This window comes from Burkholderia sp. AU45251 (assembly GCF_030482905.1).
Lineage (GTDB): Bacteria > Pseudomonadota > Gammaproteobacteria > Burkholderiales > Burkholderiaceae > Burkholderia > Burkholderia aenigmatica.
Genome location: NZ_JAUJQH010000021.1, coordinates 1 through 19,008 on the forward strand (window position 1 = coordinate 1; position 19,008 = coordinate 19,008).

At 66.6% G+C, this 19,008-nt stretch carries 21 protein-coding genes, 2 tRNA genes and 1 pseudogene; 11 read left to right on the forward strand and 13 right to left on the reverse strand.

Annotation, left to right across the window (positions count from 1 at the left end; all coding sequences use genetic code 11):
• Positions 1 to 160 precede the first annotated feature (160 nt).
• Positions 161 to 850 (reverse strand): annotated as a pseudogene (locus tag QZM67_RS29785) (acyltransferase family protein); the annotation flags it as partial.
• 212 nt (positions 851 to 1,062) lie between these two features.
• On the opposite strand from QZM67_RS29785, the gene QZM67_RS29790 reads away from it, so the two are divergent.
• A tRNA-Ser gene (locus QZM67_RS29790) sits at positions 1,063 to 1,138 on the forward strand.
• A gap of 125 nt (positions 1,139 to 1,263) precedes the next feature.
• Here the strand turns inward: QZM67_RS29790 and QZM67_RS29795 are convergent.
• Positions 1,264 to 1,710, reverse strand: a complete 447-nt coding sequence (locus tag QZM67_RS29795; protein WP_301808838.1) for a hypothetical protein — start codon at positions 1,708 to 1,710, stop codon at positions 1,264 to 1,266.
• Between the two features lie 188 nt (positions 1,711 to 1,898).
• Between QZM67_RS29795 and QZM67_RS29800 the strand changes: the two genes are divergently transcribed.
• Both QZM67_RS29800 and QZM67_RS29805 read left to right on the forward strand, forming a co-directional pair.
• Positions 1,899 to 1,975 (forward strand) — tRNA-Met (locus QZM67_RS29800).
• Between the two features lie 252 nt (positions 1,976 to 2,227).
• The gene (locus QZM67_RS29805) at positions 2,228 to 2,521 is read left to right on the forward strand and encodes a hypothetical protein (protein WP_301808841.1); all 294 of its coding nucleotides are present in this window, start codon (positions 2,228 to 2,230) and stop codon (positions 2,519 to 2,521) included.
• 45 nt (positions 2,522 to 2,566) lie between these two features.
• Here QZM67_RS29805 and QZM67_RS29810 read toward each other — a convergent pair whose 3' ends face one another.
• Complete coding sequence (locus QZM67_RS29810; RefSeq protein ID WP_301808843.1) at positions 2,567 to 3,307, reverse strand: SDR family NAD(P)-dependent oxidoreductase; 741 nt, start codon at positions 3,305 to 3,307, stop codon at positions 2,567 to 2,569.
• A 115-nt stretch (positions 3,308 to 3,422) separates the two neighbouring features.
• On the opposite strand from QZM67_RS29810, the gene QZM67_RS29815 reads away from it, so the two are divergent.
• Positions 3,423 to 4,046, forward strand: a complete 624-nt coding sequence (locus QZM67_RS29815; RefSeq protein WP_301808844.1) for a TetR/AcrR family transcriptional regulator — start codon at positions 3,423 to 3,425, stop codon at positions 4,044 to 4,046.
• 33 nt (positions 4,047 to 4,079) lie between these two features.
• On the opposite strand, the gene eco is transcribed toward QZM67_RS29815, so the two are convergent.
• The gene (gene eco, locus QZM67_RS29820; protein WP_089451084.1) at positions 4,080 to 4,580 is read right to left on the reverse strand and encodes a serine protease inhibitor ecotin; all 501 of its coding nucleotides are present in this window, start codon (positions 4,578 to 4,580) and stop codon (positions 4,080 to 4,082) included.
• Between the two features lie 142 nt (positions 4,581 to 4,722).
• On the opposite strand from eco, the gene QZM67_RS29825 reads away from it, so the two are divergent.
• Positions 4,723 to 5,055 carry a hypothetical protein gene (locus tag QZM67_RS29825; RefSeq protein WP_043189673.1) on the forward strand — a complete coding sequence of 111 codons (333 nt, stop codon included), beginning with the start codon at positions 4,723 to 4,725 and terminating at the stop codon, positions 5,053 to 5,055.
• A gap of 190 nt (positions 5,056 to 5,245) precedes the next feature.
• Here QZM67_RS29825 and QZM67_RS29830 read toward each other — a convergent pair whose 3' ends face one another.
• Positions 5,246 to 5,647 (reverse strand): hypothetical protein, encoded by a 402-nt coding sequence (locus tag QZM67_RS29830; protein ID WP_011352835.1) that lies wholly within the window; start codon positions 5,645 to 5,647, stop codon positions 5,246 to 5,248.
• A gap of 117 nt (positions 5,648 to 5,764) precedes the next feature.
• Between QZM67_RS29830 and QZM67_RS29835 the strand changes: the two genes are divergently transcribed.
• Positions 5,765 to 6,145: a DUF5594 family protein gene (locus tag QZM67_RS29835; RefSeq protein ID WP_175022445.1), complete on the forward strand. Its 381-nt coding sequence runs from the start codon at positions 5,765 to 5,767 to the stop codon at positions 6,143 to 6,145.
• Positions 6,146 to 6,304: 159 nt separating this feature from the next.
• The gene (locus QZM67_RS29840; protein WP_043189681.1) at positions 6,305 to 7,672 is read left to right on the forward strand and encodes an MFS transporter; all 1,368 of its coding nucleotides are present in this window, start codon (positions 6,305 to 6,307) and stop codon (positions 7,670 to 7,672) included.
• Positions 7,673 to 7,703: 31 nt separating this feature from the next.
• On the opposite strand, the gene QZM67_RS29845 is transcribed toward QZM67_RS29840, so the two are convergent.
• The 3 genes from QZM67_RS29845 to QZM67_RS29855 all read right to left on the reverse strand — a co-directional run bounded on the left by QZM67_RS29845 (position 7,704) and on the right by QZM67_RS29855 (position 10,053).
• On the reverse strand, positions 7,704 to 8,297 hold the full coding sequence (locus QZM67_RS29845) for an AAA family ATPase (protein WP_175022446.1): 594 nt from the start codon (positions 8,295 to 8,297) through the stop codon (positions 7,704 to 7,706).
• A complete protein-coding gene (gene otsA / locus QZM67_RS29850; RefSeq protein ID WP_043189686.1) occupies positions 8,290 to 9,711 on the reverse strand; it encodes an alpha,alpha-trehalose-phosphate synthase (UDP-forming) in 1,422 nt (473 codons plus the stop codon). Before otsA ends, QZM67_RS29845 begins: the two co-directional genes overlap by 8 nt.
• Positions 9,712 to 9,852: 141 nt before the next feature.
• A complete protein-coding gene (locus QZM67_RS29855; protein ID WP_175022448.1) occupies positions 9,853 to 10,053 on the reverse strand; it encodes a hypothetical protein in 201 nt (66 codons plus the stop codon).
• A gap of 288 nt (positions 10,054 to 10,341) precedes the next feature.
• Between QZM67_RS29855 and QZM67_RS29860 the strand changes: the two genes are divergently transcribed.
• Both QZM67_RS29860 and QZM67_RS29865 read left to right on the forward strand, forming a co-directional pair.
• The gene (locus tag QZM67_RS29860) at positions 10,342 to 10,893 is read left to right on the forward strand and encodes a hypothetical protein (protein WP_043189694.1); all 552 of its coding nucleotides are present in this window, start codon (positions 10,342 to 10,344) and stop codon (positions 10,891 to 10,893) included.
• Positions 10,890 to 11,384 (forward strand): hypothetical protein, encoded by a 495-nt coding sequence (locus QZM67_RS29865; RefSeq protein WP_175022449.1) that lies wholly within the window; start codon positions 10,890 to 10,892, stop codon positions 11,382 to 11,384. The genes QZM67_RS29860 and QZM67_RS29865 overlap by 4 nt, the downstream gene beginning before the upstream one ends.
• Before the next feature lie 98 nt (positions 11,385 to 11,482).
• Here QZM67_RS29865 and QZM67_RS29870 read toward each other — a convergent pair whose 3' ends face one another.
• The 3 genes from QZM67_RS29870 to QZM67_RS29880 all read right to left on the reverse strand — a co-directional run bounded on the left by QZM67_RS29870 (position 11,483) and on the right by QZM67_RS29880 (position 15,348).
• Positions 11,483 to 11,953, reverse strand: a complete 471-nt coding sequence (locus QZM67_RS29870) for a hypothetical protein (protein ID WP_301808846.1) — start codon at positions 11,951 to 11,953, stop codon at positions 11,483 to 11,485.
• Between the two features lie 277 nt (positions 11,954 to 12,230).
• Entirely contained in the window at positions 12,231 to 13,568 is a 1,338-nt protein-coding gene (locus QZM67_RS29875) for an AAA-associated domain-containing protein (RefSeq protein WP_039368511.1), read from the reverse strand.
• 22 nt (positions 13,569 to 13,590) lie between these two features.
• Complete coding sequence (locus tag QZM67_RS29880; protein ID WP_301808848.1) at positions 13,591 to 15,348, reverse strand: ABC transporter permease subunit; 1,758 nt, start codon at positions 15,346 to 15,348, stop codon at positions 13,591 to 13,593.
• A gap of 508 nt (positions 15,349 to 15,856) precedes the next feature.
• Here QZM67_RS29880 and QZM67_RS29885 point away from each other — a divergent pair.
• On the forward strand, positions 15,857 to 16,120 hold the full coding sequence (locus QZM67_RS29885) for a hypothetical protein (protein WP_011352846.1): 264 nt from the start codon (positions 15,857 to 15,859) through the stop codon (positions 16,118 to 16,120).
• Positions 16,121 to 16,162: 42 nt separating this feature from the next.
• Here QZM67_RS29885 and QZM67_RS29890 read toward each other — a convergent pair whose 3' ends face one another.
• Together QZM67_RS29890 and QZM67_RS29895 are read right to left on the reverse strand one after the other, a co-directional pair.
• Positions 16,163 to 17,479 carry an ATP-binding protein gene (locus tag QZM67_RS29890; protein WP_301808849.1) on the reverse strand — a complete coding sequence of 439 codons (1,317 nt, stop codon included), beginning with the start codon at positions 17,477 to 17,479 and terminating at the stop codon, positions 16,163 to 16,165.
• Entirely contained in the window at positions 17,463 to 18,188 is a 726-nt protein-coding gene (locus tag QZM67_RS29895) for a response regulator (RefSeq protein ID WP_009693256.1), read from the reverse strand. Before QZM67_RS29895 ends, QZM67_RS29890 begins: the two co-directional genes overlap by 17 nt.
• A gap of 224 nt (positions 18,189 to 18,412) precedes the next feature.
• Between QZM67_RS29895 and QZM67_RS29900 the strand changes: the two genes are divergently transcribed.
• Positions 18,413 to 18,964: a periplasmic heavy metal sensor gene (locus tag QZM67_RS29900; RefSeq protein WP_301808851.1), complete on the forward strand. Its 552-nt coding sequence runs from the start codon at positions 18,413 to 18,415 to the stop codon at positions 18,962 to 18,964.
• Positions 18,965 to 19,008: the final 44 nt, after the last annotated feature.

Genomic DNA, 19,008 nt, shown 5'->3' on the forward strand with positions numbered 1-19,008 from the left:
TGGACGCCTATCGGCGCGGTAACACTGAACCCCGAGCGCGACTGCATCGTCAAAACGTATACGCGCTCGACCGATATAGAGCCATTGGCAGCATGACCGAGACGACAACTAGCTTGACTCGCGCCGATATCTCGACCGCCGAGCCGCGAGTCATGATGATCGCGGCTGCGACAGGGAGCCATGCCCATGAGAAGAGCGGGATGCGCTTACGCAGATGCCAGAGCAGCGCGCCGGTCGCGAAGCTGGTCCCGGCGCGCACCAACTCATGCGCGTTCATCATGCAGAAGTTTCCCGATGGCGGGTGAATCTCCAACCAGCATCCGGCCGCGAGCAGAGCGACAAGAACTGGCACGGTAGCCCTGCGCACAACGTAGAGCGCCCTGCCGAGCGCGCACAAGCCGAAGTACATCGTCGCCTCTAGCGGCAGTGTCCACAGCGAACCGTTCACATTGTTCGCGAGCGGATTGTGCTCAAACACGCCCGGCAATACGAAGCCCATCGGGTAAAGCAGTAGAGAGCGCAGGTACAGTGCGAACCGTGGGTCGGTGAGATAAACCGCCCCGGGCAGTGTCGTGAGCATCGGGCCAACCACACAGGCGGCAAGCAGGATCGCGCAGAAGAAGCCGGGCACGATGCGCAGCGCGCGACGCAGCAGGAAACGGAACGGATGCGGGTCGCGCTCCCAGCTCGCGCTCACCAGATAACCACTGACCGCAAAGAAAGCAAATACGGCGGCGGCGCCCAGATCTCCCAGCGGAAAGGTCGCGTCATGGATCGGCCGCGCATGGCTCACGAGCACGGCGAGCGCAGCGACGATCCGGACGAAGTCGAAGTTGTTTTTTTGGGCCATACGACTGATATGAGGAATCGTGTCGCCGGATTCTATACGACGTCGCCGGGGCGAGGCGATGGCAGAGATGGTCGAGGCCTAGCGCGGCTATGCTCGTTTGCTCCCGCTATATTTCCCTAATAATTGCCCTCAAGTCGACCGCAAACCCGCATGGCTGCGTGTTTGTTTTCTGTGCAACTTATGAGGGATTGCATCGCGGATCGCTTTATCTGGCGCGCTTCTGCGGTTCGTTTCATCATCTGATTCGGGACCAGAGGGGCGAAGGTTCGAACCCTTCGGTCTCGCGCAGTTGCCGGACCATCTCGCGCGCCGCCCACAGCTCGGCGGTGACCTGCCTCGATAGCTCCCGCAGATACTCACGGTGTCCGCCCTTGTAGGCGTTCAGGGACACCTAGGCTTTACCTGCTTGCGCCCTAGGTGCGGTCGCTTTCGTCCACGGTTGCCAGCGCCTGATTGCCTCGGCTTGCGCTTTCCGTTGCTCCGGTGCCCCGTGTCGCGGCATGTCGCGCCGCCCTGTTGTCGGTTAATAGCTCGTTTGGCGCACTCTCAAAATTTCCCGTGCGCATGACATCCGTATGCGACTGCATACCTGCATAAGTATTGTTGACCTGCTGATGACCCGCCGCGATGTTGGTCCGCTGCACAATGTGGATGTTGCGCGGGTTCTTAATCTCGGCCAGCGCCTCGAGCGTCGTGCGGCATTGAGATTGCGCTTTGAGCGCTAGCCGTAGGTTCGCCTCCATCTGATTCAGATACTCGCAGTGCGCCGATTTGCGCGCCAGTTGATTGAAAACCATGTCCAGCGTGTTTGCCTGCGTTAACAGCATCGCCTCCACAGCGGACAAGTCGCCAGCCTTCATCCACTTTCCCGCGATCAAGTACGGCAACGGCAGCGACGAAAAGCGCATGACGTTGAAGCTGATCGGGAAGCACGAGCATTCAACACACTCGCCAAATCGACTCGTCGCGCTCGGTAGAGCACCGGTTTCGTTCGACTTGCGATCAAAGATCGATTGACTCTCAACATCAGCCCCAGTACACTACGCGCCGCGGGGTGGAGCAGTCTGGCAGCTCGTCGGGCTCATAACCCGAAGGTCGTAGGTTCAAATCCTACCCCCGCAACCAATACCGAAGCCCGCTCTGCGAAAGCAAGCGGGCTTCTTGCTTTCCGCATGCACTGCTGCGTGCGCACTGCCTGGCAGCCGCGCATACGAATCGACGCACAATCAGCCGCCGGCATCCCCTGCGGCACACGATCGCAACCCGTCCGATCGCTACGGCCTCACACCGCACATTGTGTAGAATTCCGAACCTTCTTCAGCCATCCGGGCTCACGCAATGATTCGAGCGATCGCGGCACTCGCCGCGCTTTCAGCGATGGCCGGCACGGCTGCTGCCGCCGATACCATCATCGCGCCTGCGAAGCCGCGCTATGTCAGCCCCGGCATCGCCAACGTCACGGGCGCAGCGGCACCGCGCGCGGAACACCTCTCTTCCGACTCACGCTGCCGTGAACTGGCCGCCGGTATCGACGCCGTCAAGCACGCCCCCGACCGCGGCCATAAGGTCGTGCGCGGGATGGGCCCGGACGGCAAGCCGCGCAACGAACTGCGCGCCTACGACAAGCGCGCCGACCTCGAAGCCGAGCATCAACGGCTCGACTGCCGATAACGAACGCAACACCGCCCGGTCAAATCACGCCGGGCGTCCGCGCATTCACGCGTTCGCACCACCATCGATCGTCAACCCGGTCCCGTTGATCGACCGCCCTTCCGGCCCGACCACGAACGCGACAAGTGCCGCCACGTCGTCCGCCTTGCCGTACTGAGGAATCGCCATCCGCGAACGCTGTGCGCTGGCATGTTCGCCGTCAGCCGGATTCATGTCGGTATCCGTCGACCCCGGATGCACGATATTGACCGTGATGCCACGCGGGCCCAGATCGCGCGCGAGCCCCTGCGTCCAGCCGATCAGCGCGGCCTTGCTCGCCGCGTAGAGGCTCATCCCCGCATCGGGCACGCGCGTGGCGAGGCTACTGCCGGTCGACACGATGCGCCCGCCCTCGCCGAGATGCCGCGCCGCCGCCTGCGACGCGACGATCACCGCGCGCACGTTCACGTTCAGCGTCGCGTCGATATCGTCGAGCGTGAGGTCGTCCAGCGCGCCAGCCCGGAAAATCCCCGCGTTGTTGACGAGGATGTCGAGACCGCCGAACGCCTCCGCGGCACGATCGACCGCGTCGCGCACGGCCACCGGATCGGCGCTGTCGGCCTGGATCGCGACGGCGCGGCGGCCCAGCGCCTCGATGCCGGCGACGACGGCCTGCGCCCGCTCGGCCGATTTCTCGTAGGTAATCGCGACGTCCGCGCCATCGGCCGCCAGCCGTTTCGCGATCGCCGCACCGATGCCGCGGCTGCCGCCCGTGATGAGTACACGCTTGCCCTGAAGTCGGTTCATGTCGGTTCCTTTCCTAATTTATGTAACGACCGACACAGAATGTGGCAAGTTGCGCGGCACAGTCAATTGATTTAATTTATCGATCGATACAGATATCGATGAAGGAACGGACGCAATGGCTGAGCGAGGCCGACCGAGAAGCTTCGACAAGGAAGCGGCGCTGGAGCGCGCGATGGAGGTGTTCTGGCGCCTCGGCTACGAAGGCGCGTCGATGACCGACCTGACGGCCGCGATGGGCATCGCGTCACCGAGCCTGTATGCGGCGTTCGGCAGCAAGGAAGCGCTGTTCCGACAGGCGCTCGAGCACTACGGCGCAACGGAAGGGCGGGAAATCTGGGGGGGCGTCGAACAGGCCGGCAGCGCGCACGATGCCGTGCGGAACTACCTGATGGATACCGCACGCGTGTTCACGCGGCGGTCGAAGCCGGCAGGCTGCCTGATCGTACTGTCGGCGCTGCACCCGGCCGAACGCTCCGACACGGTCCGGCAAACGCTGATCGCGATGCGCGAGCGCACGGTCGAGAATCTGCGCGAACGCCTCGCGCAAGGTGTCGCGACCGGTGAGATTGCGGCGCAAGCGAACCTCGACGCGATCGCGCGGTACTACGTGACGGTCCAGCAGGGGATGTCGATTCAGGCTCGCGACGGTGCGAGCCGTCGCGATCTGGAGGCCGTCGCGCAAGCCGCACTGGCCGCCTGGCCGGCACTCGTCGGCACGGGTGGCGCAGGTGGCGCGTAACGGCAGGACGCCGCCGCGCGCCGCGCCGGCACGTTACTGCTTTGCCGCGTGCTGCACGTCCTTCGACGCATGCCACACGCGATAGCGCACCTCGAAGCCATCCGGCACATAGACGACGAGCGGCAGGCGGCTGTTGTAGCGCAGCAGCTGGCCGTCACCGCGCACCTGCACGAACCGTTGCTGCGGCGCCTGGCCCGGGCACGCCATCAGCGTCGATGCCGGCCCCTTCACGTCGGTGAGCTGGTAGTACGTATAGCCCCAGCCCTTCACGTCCTCGGCGGTCAGCTCGCCGCCGAACCACTGCTGGTTGCAGTCGGTCTGCAGCGTCTTGCCGATCATCAGCTCGACGCGCGCATCGCCTTCGTTCTCGAGCGCGGGCAGCGCGATCACGACGCGCTGCTGGCCGGCCGCTGCCTGCGGAAACATCTTGATCGACTCGGCCGGCACGGCGGGCGCCGATGCAGGCCCGGCCACGCAGGCGGCGGCAGTCGTCACGCAGAAGGCGGCCAGCGCGGCCCGGATCGCGAATTTCATCGATGTACTCCTGAAAACAAATGAGCCCCGGATGCTAACACTTTCGCCGCACGACCTTACGACGCTGTAATTTGAAGACACAATTGCAAACAGCTGGCAATTCCCTTGCGCGGTATTTATAGGGGAACCAACGGAGAACATCATGCTGAAGCTCATTGCTGCCGCCGGCGTAGCGACCCTGCTGGCCGGCTGCGTCGTCGCCCCGGACGCCGGATACGGCTACGGGCAGCCCTACTATTCCGATCCCGGCTACGGGTACGCGCCGTCGCCCGTGTACGGCACGGTCAATATCTGGGGCGGTGGCGGCGGACGCGACTGGGATCGCGGCCGGCGCGATTACCATCGCTGGGACGGTGATCGCGGCAACCGTGGCGATCATGGCGACCGCGGCAATCGCGGCAACGGCTGGGGGCACGGCGACGGGCGCCGCGGCGACTGGAACGATGGCGGCGGAGGCGGCGGCCATCGCCACTGACGCACATTTGCAACCGTTTGTATCCGTGCACGGCCCGCCGACGGCCGATACGTCACGCAGACGAACGGCTGCGCAAAAGACCAAGGCCCTCGCGTCAAGCGAGGGCCTTCTGTCGTCCACTGCGGAGAAGTGACCGTCTGCGGTGTCGGACGTCCGACGCCGACCGCACACGCACCGCGCGCCCGCCTGCTTACCAGCCGGCCGGCTGCGCGTAGCCGCCCGACACGGGCGCGCCGCACACATACGCGCGCTGGTAGCGGTCGTAGCAATAGTTCGGGCCGTCGTCCTGGTATTGCGCCTGCTGGTAGGTCGGATAGGCGGGCTGCTGGTACGCGGGCGCCTGGTAGTACGTCGGCGGCTGATAGGCCGGTGCCTGGTACGCGGGTGCCTGATACGCGACGGGCGGATTCATCGCGGACGTCACGATCGCGCCCAGCACCGCGCCGCCGATCAATGCGCCGATGACGGCGCCGCCGTCGCGGCCATGCGCGGACGCCGGGCCTGCCACGGCAAGCGAACCGGCGAGGACACACACTGCGGCAATTTTTTTCATGATGGACTCCCACGCGAAGTGGTACTGGATGCGATGCATTGTGGCGGCACGCGGCCGTAATAGATGCAGCAAGTGGTAACGCGCGATTACCGGTATCACGCACACCGAAACGCGCCGCCGCCGTGCTACGATTTTCGGCATACAGGAGACGCCTTCATGCAGCCCGAAACCGCCCGCCGTTTCGATACCGAATTCGCCCCGCGCATCGCGCAGGCGATCGCCGCCTTCTTCGCCGAACACGTGCTGACCGACGTCGTCCCGTATGGCGGCCACGGGCACCCGACGCGCGTGCAGATCCGCAGCGCGCCGCATGAGCATGTCAGCGGCTTCGAGCATCCGCTGAACCTCGAGCTGACCTGGGACACCGACGAAATCGAGCGGCTGATGGACCCGGACGGCCCGCAGCGCTTCGAGCACTACTTGGCCGCACTGCCGAAAAAACTGGGCGCGTGGCAGGGCGCACGCGACATCGATCTCCTGTCGCGCACGCAGGCCGACCCGCTCGTGCGGCTCGGCGGCCTCGACTTCGAAGGCTGAGTGCCGGCGTCGCGCAATGCGGCCCGGTGATACACTCGACCGGCCCCGCTCCGGTGCCGTTGCGCCGGCCGGGCCGCTCATCGCCGCCTCCACCCTTCCGCATGGTTGCGCACGCAACCGGCAACCGGGCGCGCGGACAACCACGCATTTGCTCCCGCCATGAACGCCGATACCGGCCTGCCGCTTCCGCAACGCTACTGGGCAATCCTCTGCGTCGCACTGGGCATCACGCTCGCCGTGCTCGACGGCGCCATCGCGAACGTCGCGCTGCCGACCATCGCGCGCGACCTGCACGCATCCGACGCCGCATCGATCTGGATCGTCAACGCGTATCAGCTCGCGGTCACGATCACGCTGCTGCCGCTCGCGTCGCTCGGCGAACGCATCGGCTATCGCCGCGTCTACATCGCCGGGCTCGCGCTGTTCACCGCGGCGTCGCTCGGTTGCGCGCTTGCCGGCTCGCTGCCGATGCTGGCCGTGATGCGCGTGATCCAGGGTTTCGGCGCGGCCGGCATCATGAGCGTCAACGCGGCGCTCGTGCGGATGATCTACCCGTCGTCGATGCTCGGGCGCGGGCTGTCGATCAACGCGATGGTGGTGGCGCTGTCGTCGGCGATCGGGCCGACGGTCGCGTCCGCGATCCTGTCGTTCGCGTCGTGGCCGTGGCTCTTCGCCGTCAACGTGCCGATCGGCATCGCCGCGGTATTCGGTAGCCTGCGCGCGCTACCGGCCAACACGCTGCACGATGCGCCATACGATTTCGCAAGCGCGCTGATGAACGCATGCGTGTTCGGCCTGCTGATCACGGCCGTGGACGGACTCGGTCACGGCGAAGGCCATGCGTACGTCGCGGCCGAACTGGCCGTCGCGTTCGTCGTCGGCTACTTCTTCGTGAAGCGCCAGCTGTCTCAGCCGGCGCCGCTGCTGCCCGTCGACCTGATGCGCATCCCGATGTTCGCGCTGTCGGTCTATACGTCGATGGCGTCGTTCACGTCGCAGATGCTCGCGTTCGTCGCGCTGCCGTTCTGGCTGCAGAACTCGCTCGGCTTCTCGCAGGTCGAGACGGGCCTCTACATGACGCCGTGGCCGCTCGTGATCGTGTTCGCCGCGCCGCTCGCGGGCGTACTGTCGGATCGCTATTCGGCCGGCATCCTCGGCGGGATCGGGCTCGCGCTGTTCGCAGCCGGGCTGCTGTCGCTTGCGACGATCGGCGCGCATCCGGGCACCGTCGACATCGTGTGGCGGATGGCGCTGTGCGGTGCGGGCTTCGGGTTGTTCCAGTCGCCGAACAACCGCGCGATGCTGTCGTCGGCGCCGCGCGAACGCAGCGGTGGCGCGGGTGGCATGCTGAGCACCGCGCGGCTGACCGGGCAGACGCTTGGCGCCGCGCTCGTTGCATTGATTTTCGGGCTCGTGCCCGATCGCGGGCCGACGATTGCGCTCTATGTCGCCGCGGCATTCGCGGCAGTGGCCGCGGTCGTCAGCATGCTGCGCATCGCGTCGCCACGGCCGGACGCCGCGACCTGACACCGCCGCACACCGCCCGCCGATCCGCGCGTCATTCGGCGTCGAGCGCGTCCATCACGAAACGCACGCGCGCCTGCACGCTCTCGCGCGGCAGTTCGATCAGCCGGTAGCCATATGACGTGTAGCACTCGACCATCGCGTCGTAGGTGCGCACGGCTTCCGCGAAATCCTGGCGGCGCTCGGTATCCTGCGCATAGATGTCCGGCCACGGTGGCGCGATGAACACGCGCCCGTGATAGCGGAAACGGCGGGCCGCGGCTTCCGCATGCGCGGGTACCGCCAGACCCGTCAGCCGCAGGTAGCCGACCACGTCCGGCACGCCACGATCGAAGAACACGGGCCCGCGCGCGTGGTGCGCGAGATCATACGAGCGCATCTCCCAGCTCAGCATCAGTTCGGCGAACGCAGCCGGGTCGCGCCACGGCAACGCCTGACCGTCGATCGCCATCTGGTCGCGGATCACGCCGCGCCCGGCTTCCTGCGAGCGCGCGAAGCTGGCGTGCTCAAGCGCGTCGAGCAACGTGCTCTTGCCCGATCCCGGGCCACCGGTCACGACGAAAAAGCGGCGGGTGGCGTCGTCGGTCGCGTCGTCGGCGCCGCCGGGCGCCTGCACGAACTCACGCATGCGCGATCCGCCGGCCCGCGCGCCGCGTGACCGACGCGGCGGCTGCGACACTGCGCAAGTCGGCGACGAACGTATCGCGCCAGACCGACAGGTCGTTCCCGCGCAGCCGCGCGAGGTTCTCCTCGTGGCGCGCCTGCCGCTCCGCGAGCGGCATCGACAGCGCGCGCTCGAGTGCCTCGGCCATCTGCGACAGGTCGTACGGATTGACGAGGAGCGCGCCGGTCAGCTCAGCCGCCGCGCCCGCGAACTCCGACAGCACGAGTACGCCCGGATCGGCCGGATCCTGCGACGCGACGTACTCCTTCGCAACGAGATTCATCCCGTCGCGCAACGGCGTCACGTAGCCGACCTGCGACATCCGGAAGAACGCCATCAGCAGGTTGCGCTCGTACTTGCGGTTCAGGTACTGGATCGGCGTCCAGTCGAGCTGCGAGAAGCGACCGTTGATGCGACCGGCCTCGCCTTCGAGCGTTTCGCGAATGTCCTGATACGTCTTCACGTCGGAGCGCGTCGGCGGCGCGATCTGCAGGAGCGACACGCGCCCCTGCCAGCCCGGCGCGTTCGCGAGCATCCGCTCGAACGACTGGAAGCGCTCGACGAGCCCCTTCGAATAATCGAGGCGGTCGACGCTCATCACCAGCTTGCGGCCGTCGAGCGCCTCGCGCAGCATCTTCACCGGCTTGCGCGTGCCGTACTGGACGGCCGCCTGCGCGATCGCGTCGGGATGCACGCCGATCGGATAGGCGGCGACCTTCACGACGCGACCGTGCGCATGCAGCATCCCGTCGTCGCTCGCCGCGCCGATCCCGCGCCGCTCGATGTAGTCGGTGAACGCCTGCTTGTCGGCCTCGGTCTGGAAGCCGGCCACGTCGTACGCACACATGAACTTCACGAGCTCCTCGTGCGGCGGCACGAGACGCAGCATGTCGGGCGACGGAAACGGAATGTGCAGGAAAAAGCCGATCGGGTTCTTCACGCCGAGCTCGCGCAGGTAATGCGCGAACGGCAACAGGTGATAGTCGTGCACCCAGATCAGGTCGTCGGGACGCAGCAAGGCGGCGAGCTGCTTCGCGAGCATCGCGTTCACGCGCAGATAGCCCGCGTACTCCTGGCGATCGAAGCGCGCGAGATCGCCGCGGTAATGGAACACCGGCCACAACGTCGCGTTCGAGAAACCGCGGTAATACTGGTCGTAGTCGCGCCGGGTCAGCCCGACCGTCGCATAGGTGACGTTGCCGTCCCGCTGGATCGCGGGCTCGGTGTCAGGGGCGCCGACGATCTCGCCGTTCCAGCCGAACCAGACGCCGCCCGTTTCCTTCAGCGCGTCCATCACGCCGACCGCCAGGCCGCCCGCGCTCGGGCGCGTGTCCTCGCCGGCGGCGACACGGTTCGATACCACGATCAATCTGCTCATGCGGCTTCCCCTCCTCGATTCGATTGGCTGGCGCGCGGCGCGCGCCAAGGCGGACACGGCTGCCTGAAGGCGGCCATGCGGCGATTCAGTTGTGAGCAATGCAGGTGTGAAAGGCAGCGGCGGAATTCGGCGGCAACGGCATCAGGCGTCCTGCTCCTGGCCGAGATCGCGCTGATAGTCGAGCCCTTCCGGGCGGGCGCCGCCCTGGTTGTGATCGCCGTCGGACGGCGGCGTCTCGCCGGGCGCGCCGGCAGGCGGTGCCGACGGCGCGTCGGTCTGCGGACGCGGCCGATCCGCCCCAGCATCGGGCGGCCGAGGCGAAAACCGTTTCGAACGGCGCATGGCTGGGTGTCTCATGTGCGGCGCGGCCCGAGGCCGTCGTAGAAACATTCCATAACTGAACAGTCTAGGTCGCTTCCTTGCACGTCAGAGTAACAATTGCCTTCAATTTGTAACGTTTCGACCCCTCACGATTCATCTATCCGACAATAGCGCCGCGCGCACGCGCGCGGCATGCCGACCGGCGATTTGTCAAAGCTTTGCAGTTTTCCTATGACAATTGCGAAACAATGACGCGGCATGAGGGCGCGCACGCGTTGCCGCTCACCCAGACAGGACTTGCACTCAGGGATGAACATTCGTTTCGAATCGCCGCGCCGGGCCATGCCGGCGCGCGTCGTGCTGGCCGCGATCGCCACGGCCGCACTGCTGTCCGGCTGCAACTCGCTGTACAGCGAGGGCGCGACAGCCGGCGCCGGTATCGCGGGCGCCGCGATCGCCTCCAAGGTCACCAACAACGCCGCCGTCGCGACGGGCATCGGTCTCGGCGCCGTCGCCGGTGCGCGTGCGGGTGTCCAGTACACGCAGCGCGTCGCACACCGTTACACACAGGAACAGATCGCGAAGGCCGCCGGCCCGCTCGACGTGGGCGGCGTCGCGCCGTGGTCGACGCACCACTCGTTCCCGATCGAGGACGACGAGCAGGGTCGCGTGACGGTCAGCCGGATGATCAGTGTCGGCCCGCTCGACTGCAAGGAAATCGTATTCGCAGTCGACACGCCCGCGAAGCCCGACAAGGCCGCGCAATCGGCGTTCTACGTCGCCACGATCTGCCGCGACGGCCCCGTGTGGAAATGGGCGTCGGCCGAACCGGCGACCGAACGCTGGGGCGCGCTGCAATGAGCGTCGCGCTCCGTATCGCGGCCATCGGCGCGCTGTGCGCGGCGACGGCCACGCTGTCGGGCTGCGGGTCGGTCGGTGCAGCGAGCGGCGCACTCGCCGGCGCGGCGACGGGCCTCGTCACCGCGAATCCGGCGGTCGGCGTCGGTGTCGGCATTGCCGTGCAGGCCGCGACCGACGAAGCCGTCAACCGCACGATGAAGCAGCTCCATCAGAACCAGCAAGACGCGATCGCGAAGGTGGTCGGCAGCCTGGCCGTCGGCGAAGTGAAGCCGTGGAAGGTGAAGAACACGCTGCCGCTGGAAAACGGCGAAGGCGAGGTGCGCGTCGCGCGCGCTTACTCGACGCCGCTCGCGCTGTGCAAGGAATTCGCGTTCTCGGTGAAGGACGGCAACAAGGCCGACTGGTATTTCGCAAATGCCTGCCAGCAAGGCACGCACTGGAAGTGGGCGTCGGTGGAACCGGCGGTCGATCGGTGGGGGAATTTGCAGTAAGCAGCCCCCGCTGCCCCGGACTTCGCGCGAGCCCCCGTCACCCTGCCCTCGATTCCGGCAGACAATGCATCGTCCGGATTCCGGACAATCGATCCGGCTCAGCGGACGGCTTTCCCGATCAGATCGCTCAGATAGCGCTCCAGCACGCTGAACCGGACGATCGACGCATTCCGCCACGTCGGATGCGGACTCGCCGCGGCCCTGACGTCGACCGGCAAATCATCCCTCAGCCACATCTCCGGAACGTGCAGCCTGGTGTAGGTTCCGCCCGCGATTTCCTCCAGAACCATGTGTCCGCACCGCGGATATTCGTGGAACGAACCGGCTAGCGCTCGGACGAACATGAGGGCACGCTCCCCGACTTGCAGCGGTACGTTACCCCAAGTCGGTGGACCGCCGACGAACTCGATCTCTGCCCCGAGATGGTCCTGTGTGATGCACTTTCCAGTGGAATAGATGCGCTCGACCTTCGCACGAAAAACTTGCGGGCGCGGAGAATCGAGAACGGCTATGAGCACCAGATCGAAGGTTTCCGCCGCGACGGTATAAAGCCCCTGCTTCTCGTTCATGGGTGCCGTTGGGATCGTTGACGAGGCACGAAGGCATCGAATCAGCGACGCAATCGCAGGGATTCATCGCGCGAGCCTCCGGCCTCTTTCCTGTCAGCGCATCAGCGATGCGCATCTCCGGCAGATGTCCCGGCCGCAACGCACGCAGCGTCCTGCTACGCCGGCGAACCCGGCGCCACGGATAAGCCGCGTTCGCATTGACTCGAAGCGGTCGAATGAAACCGCGAAACCGCAAAACCGGCATTCAGGCGACATGCGCCCGAATGCCCCGCCGACTTCAGGACTCGACGTCCTCGAGACTGAAAATCTCCGTCTGGTCGTTGTACGAGAAGATCTCGCCGTAACGGCCCCAGTCGATCACCGCGTCGAGCGTCTCCTCGGCGGCGCCGTCCGACAGGAAATCCTCCAGCTCCTGCTCGAAGCGCACGCGCGGCGCACGATGCCCCGGGCGCTCGTTCAGCACCTTCTTGATCCGCGCCGCAAGCGGCACGTGCTTCAACAGGTGATCCGCGAACATCAGCTTGCGCTCCTGCGTGCCGAATTCCGCGAACACGCGTCCCGGCGGCGTCAGGAACACGTCGCCTTCCCGCACGTCCGCGAAACCGAGGTACTGCAGCACTTCCGCGATCGGGAACAGGTCGTCGACCTCCAGATGCAGCGTGCGCGCGATTTCCGGCATGTCAGCGCGGCCATGGTACGGCGCCATCGCGAGCGTCTCGATCAGACCGGCCATCAGGTTGGTCGACACCTGCGGCAGCCAGCTGCCGAGTTCCAGCCCCTTCTTCGTCGCCTCACCGGTCTGGCGGGCGGTCATCTTCGCGTAGATGTCGTCGACCAGCTTGCGGAACGCCGGGTCGAGCCGGTTGCGCGGATGCTTGAACGGCACTTTGATCTCGGCGATCACGCGGCCCGGGTTCGACGACAGCACGAGGATCCGGTCGCACATGAACACCGCTTCCTCGATGTTGTGCGTGACGATCAGCACCGACTTGATCGGCATCCGGCCCTGCGTCCACAGGTCAAGCAGGTCGGTACGCAGCGTCTCGGCGGTCAGCACGTCGAGTGCCGAGAACGGCTCGTCCATCAGCAGGATCGTCGGATCGACGACGAGCGCGCGCGCGAAGCCCACGCGCTGGCGCATGCCGCCCGACAGCTCGCGCGGGTACGCGTTTTCGAAGCCGTCGAGACCGATCAGGTCGATCGCGGCGAGCGCACGCTCGCGCCGCTCGCGCGCGCCGACGCCGAGCGCCTCGAGACCGGCTTCCACGTTCTGCAGCACGGTGAGCCACGGGAACAGCGCGAAGGTCTGGAACACCATCGCGACGCCTTCGGCCGGGCCGGTCAGCGGCTTGCCGAGATAGGTCACTTCACCACCGGTCGGCTCGATGAGCCCGGCAATGATCCGCAGCAGCGTCGACTTGCCCGAGCCGGAGCGGCCAAGCAGGCCGACGATCTCGCCTTCGCGCAGCGACAGGTTCGCATCGTCGAGCACGAGCAGTTCGCCCTGCGTCTTGTTGAAGCCGCGACAGACGTGATCGACGCGCAGGATTTCCTCACCGAGGCGCGGCGGCTGGTTCGTCTGGACGGGGGCGTTTACAGCATTCGGATTGTGCATCGCGTTTCGCTCTCAATCGGTCTCAGTCGAGCCGCAGCTTCGCTTCCGCGAAGGCATACAGCGGACGCCACAGCAGGCGGTTGAACAGGGTGACGAACAGGGACATCACGGCGATGCCCAGGATGATCTTCGGAAAATCGCCGGCGGCGGTGGTCTGCGCGATATAGGCACCGAGGCCGTGCGCCTCGATCTTGGTATTGCCCCACTGCACGGCTTCCGACACGATGCTCGCGTTCCACGCGCCGCCCGATGCGGTGATCGCACCGGTCACGTAGTACGGGAAGATGCCGGGCAGGATCGCCTGCCGCCACCACTGCCAGCCACGGATGCGGAAGTTCGTCGCCGCTTCGCGATAGTCGTTCGGATAGGAAGTTGCGCCGGCGATCACGTTGAACAGGATATACCACTGCGTGCCGAGCACGATCAGCGGCGACAGCCAGATATCGGCGTTCAGGTGGAAACGCGCGATCACGATCACGAACGCCGGGAACAGCAGGTTGGCCGGGAACGCGGCGAGGAACTGCGCAAGCGGCTGCAGCTTCTCGGCGAGCCGCGGGCGCAGCCCGATCCACACGCCGATCGGCACCCAGATCACCGACGCGATCGCGATCAGCACGACCACGCGCAGCAGCGTGATGAGCCCGAGCACGAGCACATGGCCGACCTCGGCCATCGTCACGCCGGTCGACACGAAGCTGATGACGCGCCACACGATATAGGCCGTACCGATCAGCACGAGGATCGCCCACGCGATGTCGACCGTGCGTGATGCCTTCCTCTCGACTTTCGGCAGCGAGAAGCGCATCGCATCCGACAGCGGCAAGCGCAGCGGAATCCGCGCGGCCTTCGCGAAGAACCAGCCGGCCGGCACGAGCAGCTGATGAATCAGGCGCGTGCGGCGCACGAGGTCGAGCAGCCAGGATTGCGGCGCATCGCCCGACGCGGTGTTCTCCATCCGGAACTTGTCGGCCCACGCGATCAGCGGGCGGAACAACAGTTGGTCGTACGCGACGATCACGACCGTCATCGTGAGGATCACCCAGCCGATCGCACCGAGGTTCTTGTCCGAGATCGCCTGCGCGAGATACGCGCCGACGCCCGGCAGCGTGATGGTCTGGTTGCCGACGGTGATCGCTTCCGACGCGACGACGAAGAACCAGCCGCCCGACATCGACATCATCATGTTCCAGATCAGGCCCGGCATCGAGAACGGCACCTCGAGCTTCCAGAAGCGCTGCCACGACGTCAGGTGGAAGCTCCGCGCCACTTCGTCGAGGTCGCGCGGCACCGTGCGCAGCGACTGGTAGAAGCTGAACGTCATGTTCCACGCCTGGCTCGTGAAGATCGCGAAGATCGCCGCGAGCTCGGCGCCGAGCACGCGGCTCGGGAACAGCGCGAGGAAGAACGTGACGGTGAACGAGATGAAGCCGAGCACCGGTACCGACTGCAGGATGTCGAGGATCGGGATCAGCACCATGCCCGCACGCCGGCTCTTGGCCGCGAGCGTGCCGTAGACGAGCGTGAACACGAGCGACGCGACCATCGCGGCAAGCATCCGCAGCGTGGTGCGCAACGCGTATTCGGGCAGGTTCGACGGGTCGAGCGAGATCTTCTGCGTCTGCAGGGTGCCGATCGGCGCCATCGTTTCGTGGAAACCGACGACCGCCATCGCGATCAGGCAGATGATCAGCGGAAACGCGATGAAGTCCCACCGGTTCGGCAGAACGCGCCACGCGGACGCGTTGGCGGTCCGGTTCGGATTGAAGAATCCGACGTCCATCAGGCGCCCTCCCCGGTAAGGCCGAACGAAGCCGGCAGTCGATGTTGATTCATGGCAAAGCGCACGGATGCGGTAATTCGATTGACTGACGATCGCGCGCGAGCGCGAGGCGCCGTGCGTGCATGCGCTGCCGCGCCCCGACGAGTCGGCCCGCGACGGCACGACACTACACCAACCTGTATTTCAGGTACAACCGTCCGGGAACGGCGCAGGCGGCGCACGGATCGTGCCTGGCGCGCGGGCGGATGGCGGATGCGCGGTTCGAGCAGCCCGGCCGCAGTCCTTCGGCCGGCATGCAGGCCCGAATTATGCCGTGATCCGGCCCGGCCGGGAACCCGCCAGCCGCACGCGCGCACAAACCCTGTCCAGCGTCACCAGCCGGATACGACTATGCGGGTATGATCGGGGCTGGCCCTTGGGGTCGGTGGCGGCCGTTCTGATGGCAACGCATGCGCGTTCCTTCTGTCAACAGGCCCTGGGGATCGATCGACGAGCGGGAGGAAAGGGAATGGCAGGAAACTTGGTGATCGTCTGCCGCGATCAGGATGCCGACGCGTTCTACGAACTGATGCAGGAGTACGGGTCGTTCCAGACGCGGCTGTCGTCGACGGCGTGGTACCTGAACATGAACGTCGTGCCTGAATCGCTGCAGGAGGAAATCCTGGAGCGCCTCGGCCGGTACACGACCGTCTATATCTTCGAGGCCACCACCGTGACCTACAACACCATCGACAGCAACGCGGCCGAAACGCTCGGCACGCTGTTCGAATGATGCCGCGCGGCGCCAGCCCGGCCGGGTTGGCGCCGCAGCCGCTTATGCGGCCTGTGCGTGGGGCTCGTCCTTCGGCACGACCTCGAACGGGAATGTCATCGAGACGCGCAGGCCGCCTTCGGGGCGGTTGCCGATGTCGCACGCCCCACCCAGCCTGAGTACGAGCCGCTCGACGATCGCGAGCCCGAGTCCGCTGTGGCCGTTCCCGCCGCGCGCGGGGTCGAGCCGCACGAACGGCCGCGTCGCCGCCGCGAGGTCGCGCGGCGCGATCCCGCCGCCGCTGTCGCTGACCGACAGCACGTAGCTGGCCGGCGTGCGCGCCGTCTCCACCAGCACGGGCGGCGCACCGTACGCATGCGCGTTGTCCAGCAGGTTCGACAGGATCCGGTCGAGCGTCGCCGTCGGTAACCGGAAGCCCGGATCGGCGTCGAGCCGGGTCTGGACCGTCGGCGCGTTCGGCGCGACCGCACGGTAGCTGCGCGCGATCCGCTCGCACGCCTGATCGACCGGCACCGGTTCGCTGCGATCGGAGCCGCCGTGTGCAAACACCAGGAATTGATCGACGATATGCGACATCGAATCGACGTCGCGCACCACCCCGTCGCGTAACCGGACGTCGTCCATCATTTCCGCCCGCAGCCGCATCCGCGCAAGCGGCGTGCGCAGGTCGTGCGCCACGCCGGCCAGCATCACTGCCCGGTCGCTCTCGGCCTGCGACACCTGCTCCACCATCTGGTTGAAGCCATGCGTGAGCTGGCGCAGCTCGCGCGGGCCGCGCTCGCGCAGCGGCGGCACCGGCTGGCCGCGGCCGAAGCGCGCAACCGCACGTGCGAGCGACCGCAGCGGCTGCTGCAGTTGCCACGCCGCGAACAGCGCGGCGATCACGCCGGCCGAGAAGATCGTGCCGAGCCACAGCAGCATCCGGTCGAGCGAGCGCGGCGGCCGCAGCGGCTGCACCGGCACCACGATCCAGTTGCGGTCGGTCGGCTCCTTCACCCACAGCACGGGCGGATGGCCGGGCGCGCCGATCTCGACGCGCGTGCCGGGCGGCATCCGCTCGCTCACGTCGTCGCGGAACCGCTTGAGCGCCGCCGGCAGGCTCGACGGATCGCCATTCGGCACGTCGGCGCTGCCCGGTGTCACGAGCCGCACACGCGACGGCAACGGCTGGTCGGGCGTGCGCTCGACGTGCTGGCGCACCGCGTCGACCAGGAACGCGGCCTCTTCGACCGCGTAGCGCGTCTGCATCTGGCTGCGCTCGAGCCGCATCGCGAAAAACCACGCGAAGTGCGACAGGAGCAGGACACCGATGACGAGCAGCGCCAGCCGCCCGAACAGTGAATCAATGGGTTTGCGCATGGGCCTCGCCGTCGGGCACGAACACATAGCCGCGCCCGCGGACCGTCTGGATGAAGCGCGGCGTCGACGGATCCGTTTCGAGGATGCGGCGCAGGCGCCATACCTGGACGTCGATGCCGCGGTCGGTGCCGTCGTACTCGGGCCCGTGCAGCAGCTCGAGCAGCCGCTCGCGCGTGAGCGTGCGCAGCGCATGGTTCACGAAGATCTTCAGCAGCGCGAATTCGCTGCTCGACAGCGTGGCCGGCTTGCCGTCGACCGACAGCGTGCGCGCCTGGAAGTCGAGCACGAAGCGGCCGAACGCGAACGGCTCGCGCTGTTCGGGCGCCGCCGCCGACGGCGTCGCGCGGCGGCGGCGCAGCACGGCCTGCACGCGCGCGAGCAGCTCGCGCGGGTTGAACGGCTTGCCGAGATAGTCGTCCGCGCCGAGCTCGAGCCCGACGATGCGGTCGACGTCGTCCGCACGCGCGGTCAGCATGATCACGGGGATGTCGTCGCCGGCCGCGCGCAGCTGGCGCAGCGCGGTCAGGCCGTCGACGCCCGGCATCATCAGGTCCAGCACGATCAGGTCGGGCCGCTCGCGCTCAAGGCGCTTCTCGAGCGTGGCCGCGTCGTGCAGCACGGACACTTCCATCCCCTGGCGCACGAGGTAGTCGCGCAGCAGGTCTCGGAGTTCTTGGTCGTCGTCGACGATGAGGATCTGGGTAGTCATGGCTCGAAGTTTAGCGCGCGAGGGCGGAGTCAAAGAACGAAACAAAGGGACGAAAGGGTTACTGCGGGTTACGGCGCAAGGGAACTGTAATGCGCGGTAACCCGGCCACCGCCCCACGTAACACCAGCCGGGGCCCGCATCGCTAACCTGCGTCTTACCGGATGCGGTACACGGCTTGCCCGGTACCGCATCGCCGGACCCATTGGATACAAGGAGTTTCTGAAATGTATAAAAAGACTTCCCGCGTGGCCATCGCGGCCGCCACCGTGCTCGCTCTCGCATTCGGCACCGCACACGCCGCGCAGCCCAACGACATGCCGCCTCCGGGCGGCCCCGGCGCCCACCAGATGCACGGCGGGCACGACGGCGGCCCGTTCGGCGTGATCATGAAACTGCACGACCAGCTGAAGCTCAACGCGTCGCAGGAACAGCAATGGCAGACGGCCATCAACACGATGAAGCAGAACCGTGATGCGATGCGCAAGAGCCACGAGCAGATGCGCGAGCAGTTCAAGGCGCAGCAGAACCAGCCGATTCTCGACCTGAACGCGATGCACACCGCCCGCCAGCAGGCCGAGCAGCAGAACGCGCAGCTGCGCGAGCAGACGTCCGCCGCATGGCTCGCGTTCTACAACGGGCTGAACGACCAGCAGAAGACCACGGTCAGCACGGCGCTCAAGCAGCAGTTCGCGAAGATGGAGCAGCGCCACGACAAGATGAAGGAGCGCTGGGAGCAGCATCGTGCGGCCAAGGCCGCGTCGGCGCCGGCGCAGTAAGCCTGCGGGCCGCTCCGCGGAGCGGCATCGAAGGGGACGCGGGC

What these genes read in the sequence shown, in the direction of transcription:
- QZM67_RS29795 (WP_301808838.1), bottom strand. Translation starts at nt 1,710, where the DNA reads ATGAAGGCTGGCGACTTGTCCGCTGTGGAGGCGATGCTGTTAACGCAG.
- QZM67_RS29805 (WP_301808841.1), top strand. Translation starts at nt 2,228, where the DNA reads ATGGCCGGCACGGCTGCTGCCGCCGATACCATCATCGCGCCTGCGAAG.
- QZM67_RS29810 (WP_301808843.1), bottom strand. Translation starts at nt 3,307, where the DNA reads ATGAACCGACTTCAGGGCAAGCGTGTACTCATCACGGGCGGCAGCCGC.
- QZM67_RS29815 (WP_301808844.1), top strand. Translation starts at nt 3,423, where the DNA reads ATGGCTGAGCGAGGCCGACCGAGAAGCTTCGACAAGGAAGCGGCGCTG.
- eco (WP_089451084.1), bottom strand. Translation starts at nt 4,580, where the DNA reads ATGAAATTCGCGATCCGGGCCGCGCTGGCCGCCTTCTGCGTGACGACT.
- QZM67_RS29825 (WP_043189673.1), top strand. Translation starts at nt 4,723, where the DNA reads ATGCTGAAGCTCATTGCTGCCGCCGGCGTAGCGACCCTGCTGGCCGGC.
- QZM67_RS29830 (WP_011352835.1), bottom strand. Translation starts at nt 5,647, where the DNA reads ATGCATCGCATCCAGTACCACTTCGCGTGGGAGTCCATCATGAAAAAA.
- QZM67_RS29835 (WP_175022445.1), top strand. Translation starts at nt 5,765, where the DNA reads ATGCAGCCCGAAACCGCCCGCCGTTTCGATACCGAATTCGCCCCGCGC.
- QZM67_RS29840 (WP_043189681.1), top strand. Translation starts at nt 6,305, where the DNA reads ATGAACGCCGATACCGGCCTGCCGCTTCCGCAACGCTACTGGGCAATC.
- QZM67_RS29845 (WP_175022446.1), bottom strand. Translation starts at nt 8,297, where the DNA reads ATGCGTGAGTTCGTGCAGGCGCCCGGCGGCGCCGACGACGCGACCGAC.
- otsA (WP_043189686.1), bottom strand. Translation starts at nt 9,711, where the DNA reads ATGAGCAGATTGATCGTGGTATCGAACCGTGTCGCCGCCGGCGAGGAC.
- QZM67_RS29855 (WP_175022448.1), bottom strand. Translation starts at nt 10,053, where the DNA reads ATGCGCCGTTCGAAACGGTTTTCGCCTCGGCCGCCCGATGCTGGGGCG.
- QZM67_RS29860 (WP_043189694.1), top strand. Translation starts at nt 10,342, where the DNA reads ATGAACATTCGTTTCGAATCGCCGCGCCGGGCCATGCCGGCGCGCGTC.
- QZM67_RS29865 (WP_175022449.1), top strand. Translation starts at nt 10,890, where the DNA reads ATGAGCGTCGCGCTCCGTATCGCGGCCATCGGCGCGCTGTGCGCGGCG.
- QZM67_RS29870 (WP_301808846.1), bottom strand. Translation starts at nt 11,953, where the DNA reads ATGAACGAGAAGCAGGGGCTTTATACCGTCGCGGCGGAAACCTTCGAT.
- QZM67_RS29875 (WP_039368511.1), bottom strand. Translation starts at nt 13,568, where the DNA reads ATGCACAATCCGAATGCTGTAAACGCCCCCGTCCAGACGAACCAGCCG.
- QZM67_RS29880 (WP_301808848.1), bottom strand. Translation starts at nt 15,348, where the DNA reads ATGGACGTCGGATTCTTCAATCCGAACCGGACCGCCAACGCGTCCGCG.
- QZM67_RS29885 (WP_011352846.1), top strand. Translation starts at nt 15,857, where the DNA reads ATGGCAGGAAACTTGGTGATCGTCTGCCGCGATCAGGATGCCGACGCG.
- QZM67_RS29890 (WP_301808849.1), bottom strand. Translation starts at nt 17,479, where the DNA reads ATGCGCAAACCCATTGATTCACTGTTCGGGCGGCTGGCGCTGCTCGTC.
- QZM67_RS29895 (WP_009693256.1), bottom strand. Translation starts at nt 18,188, where the DNA reads ATGACTACCCAGATCCTCATCGTCGACGACGACCAAGAACTCCGAGAC.
- QZM67_RS29900 (WP_301808851.1), top strand. Translation starts at nt 18,413, where the DNA reads ATGTATAAAAAGACTTCCCGCGTGGCCATCGCGGCCGCCACCGTGCTC.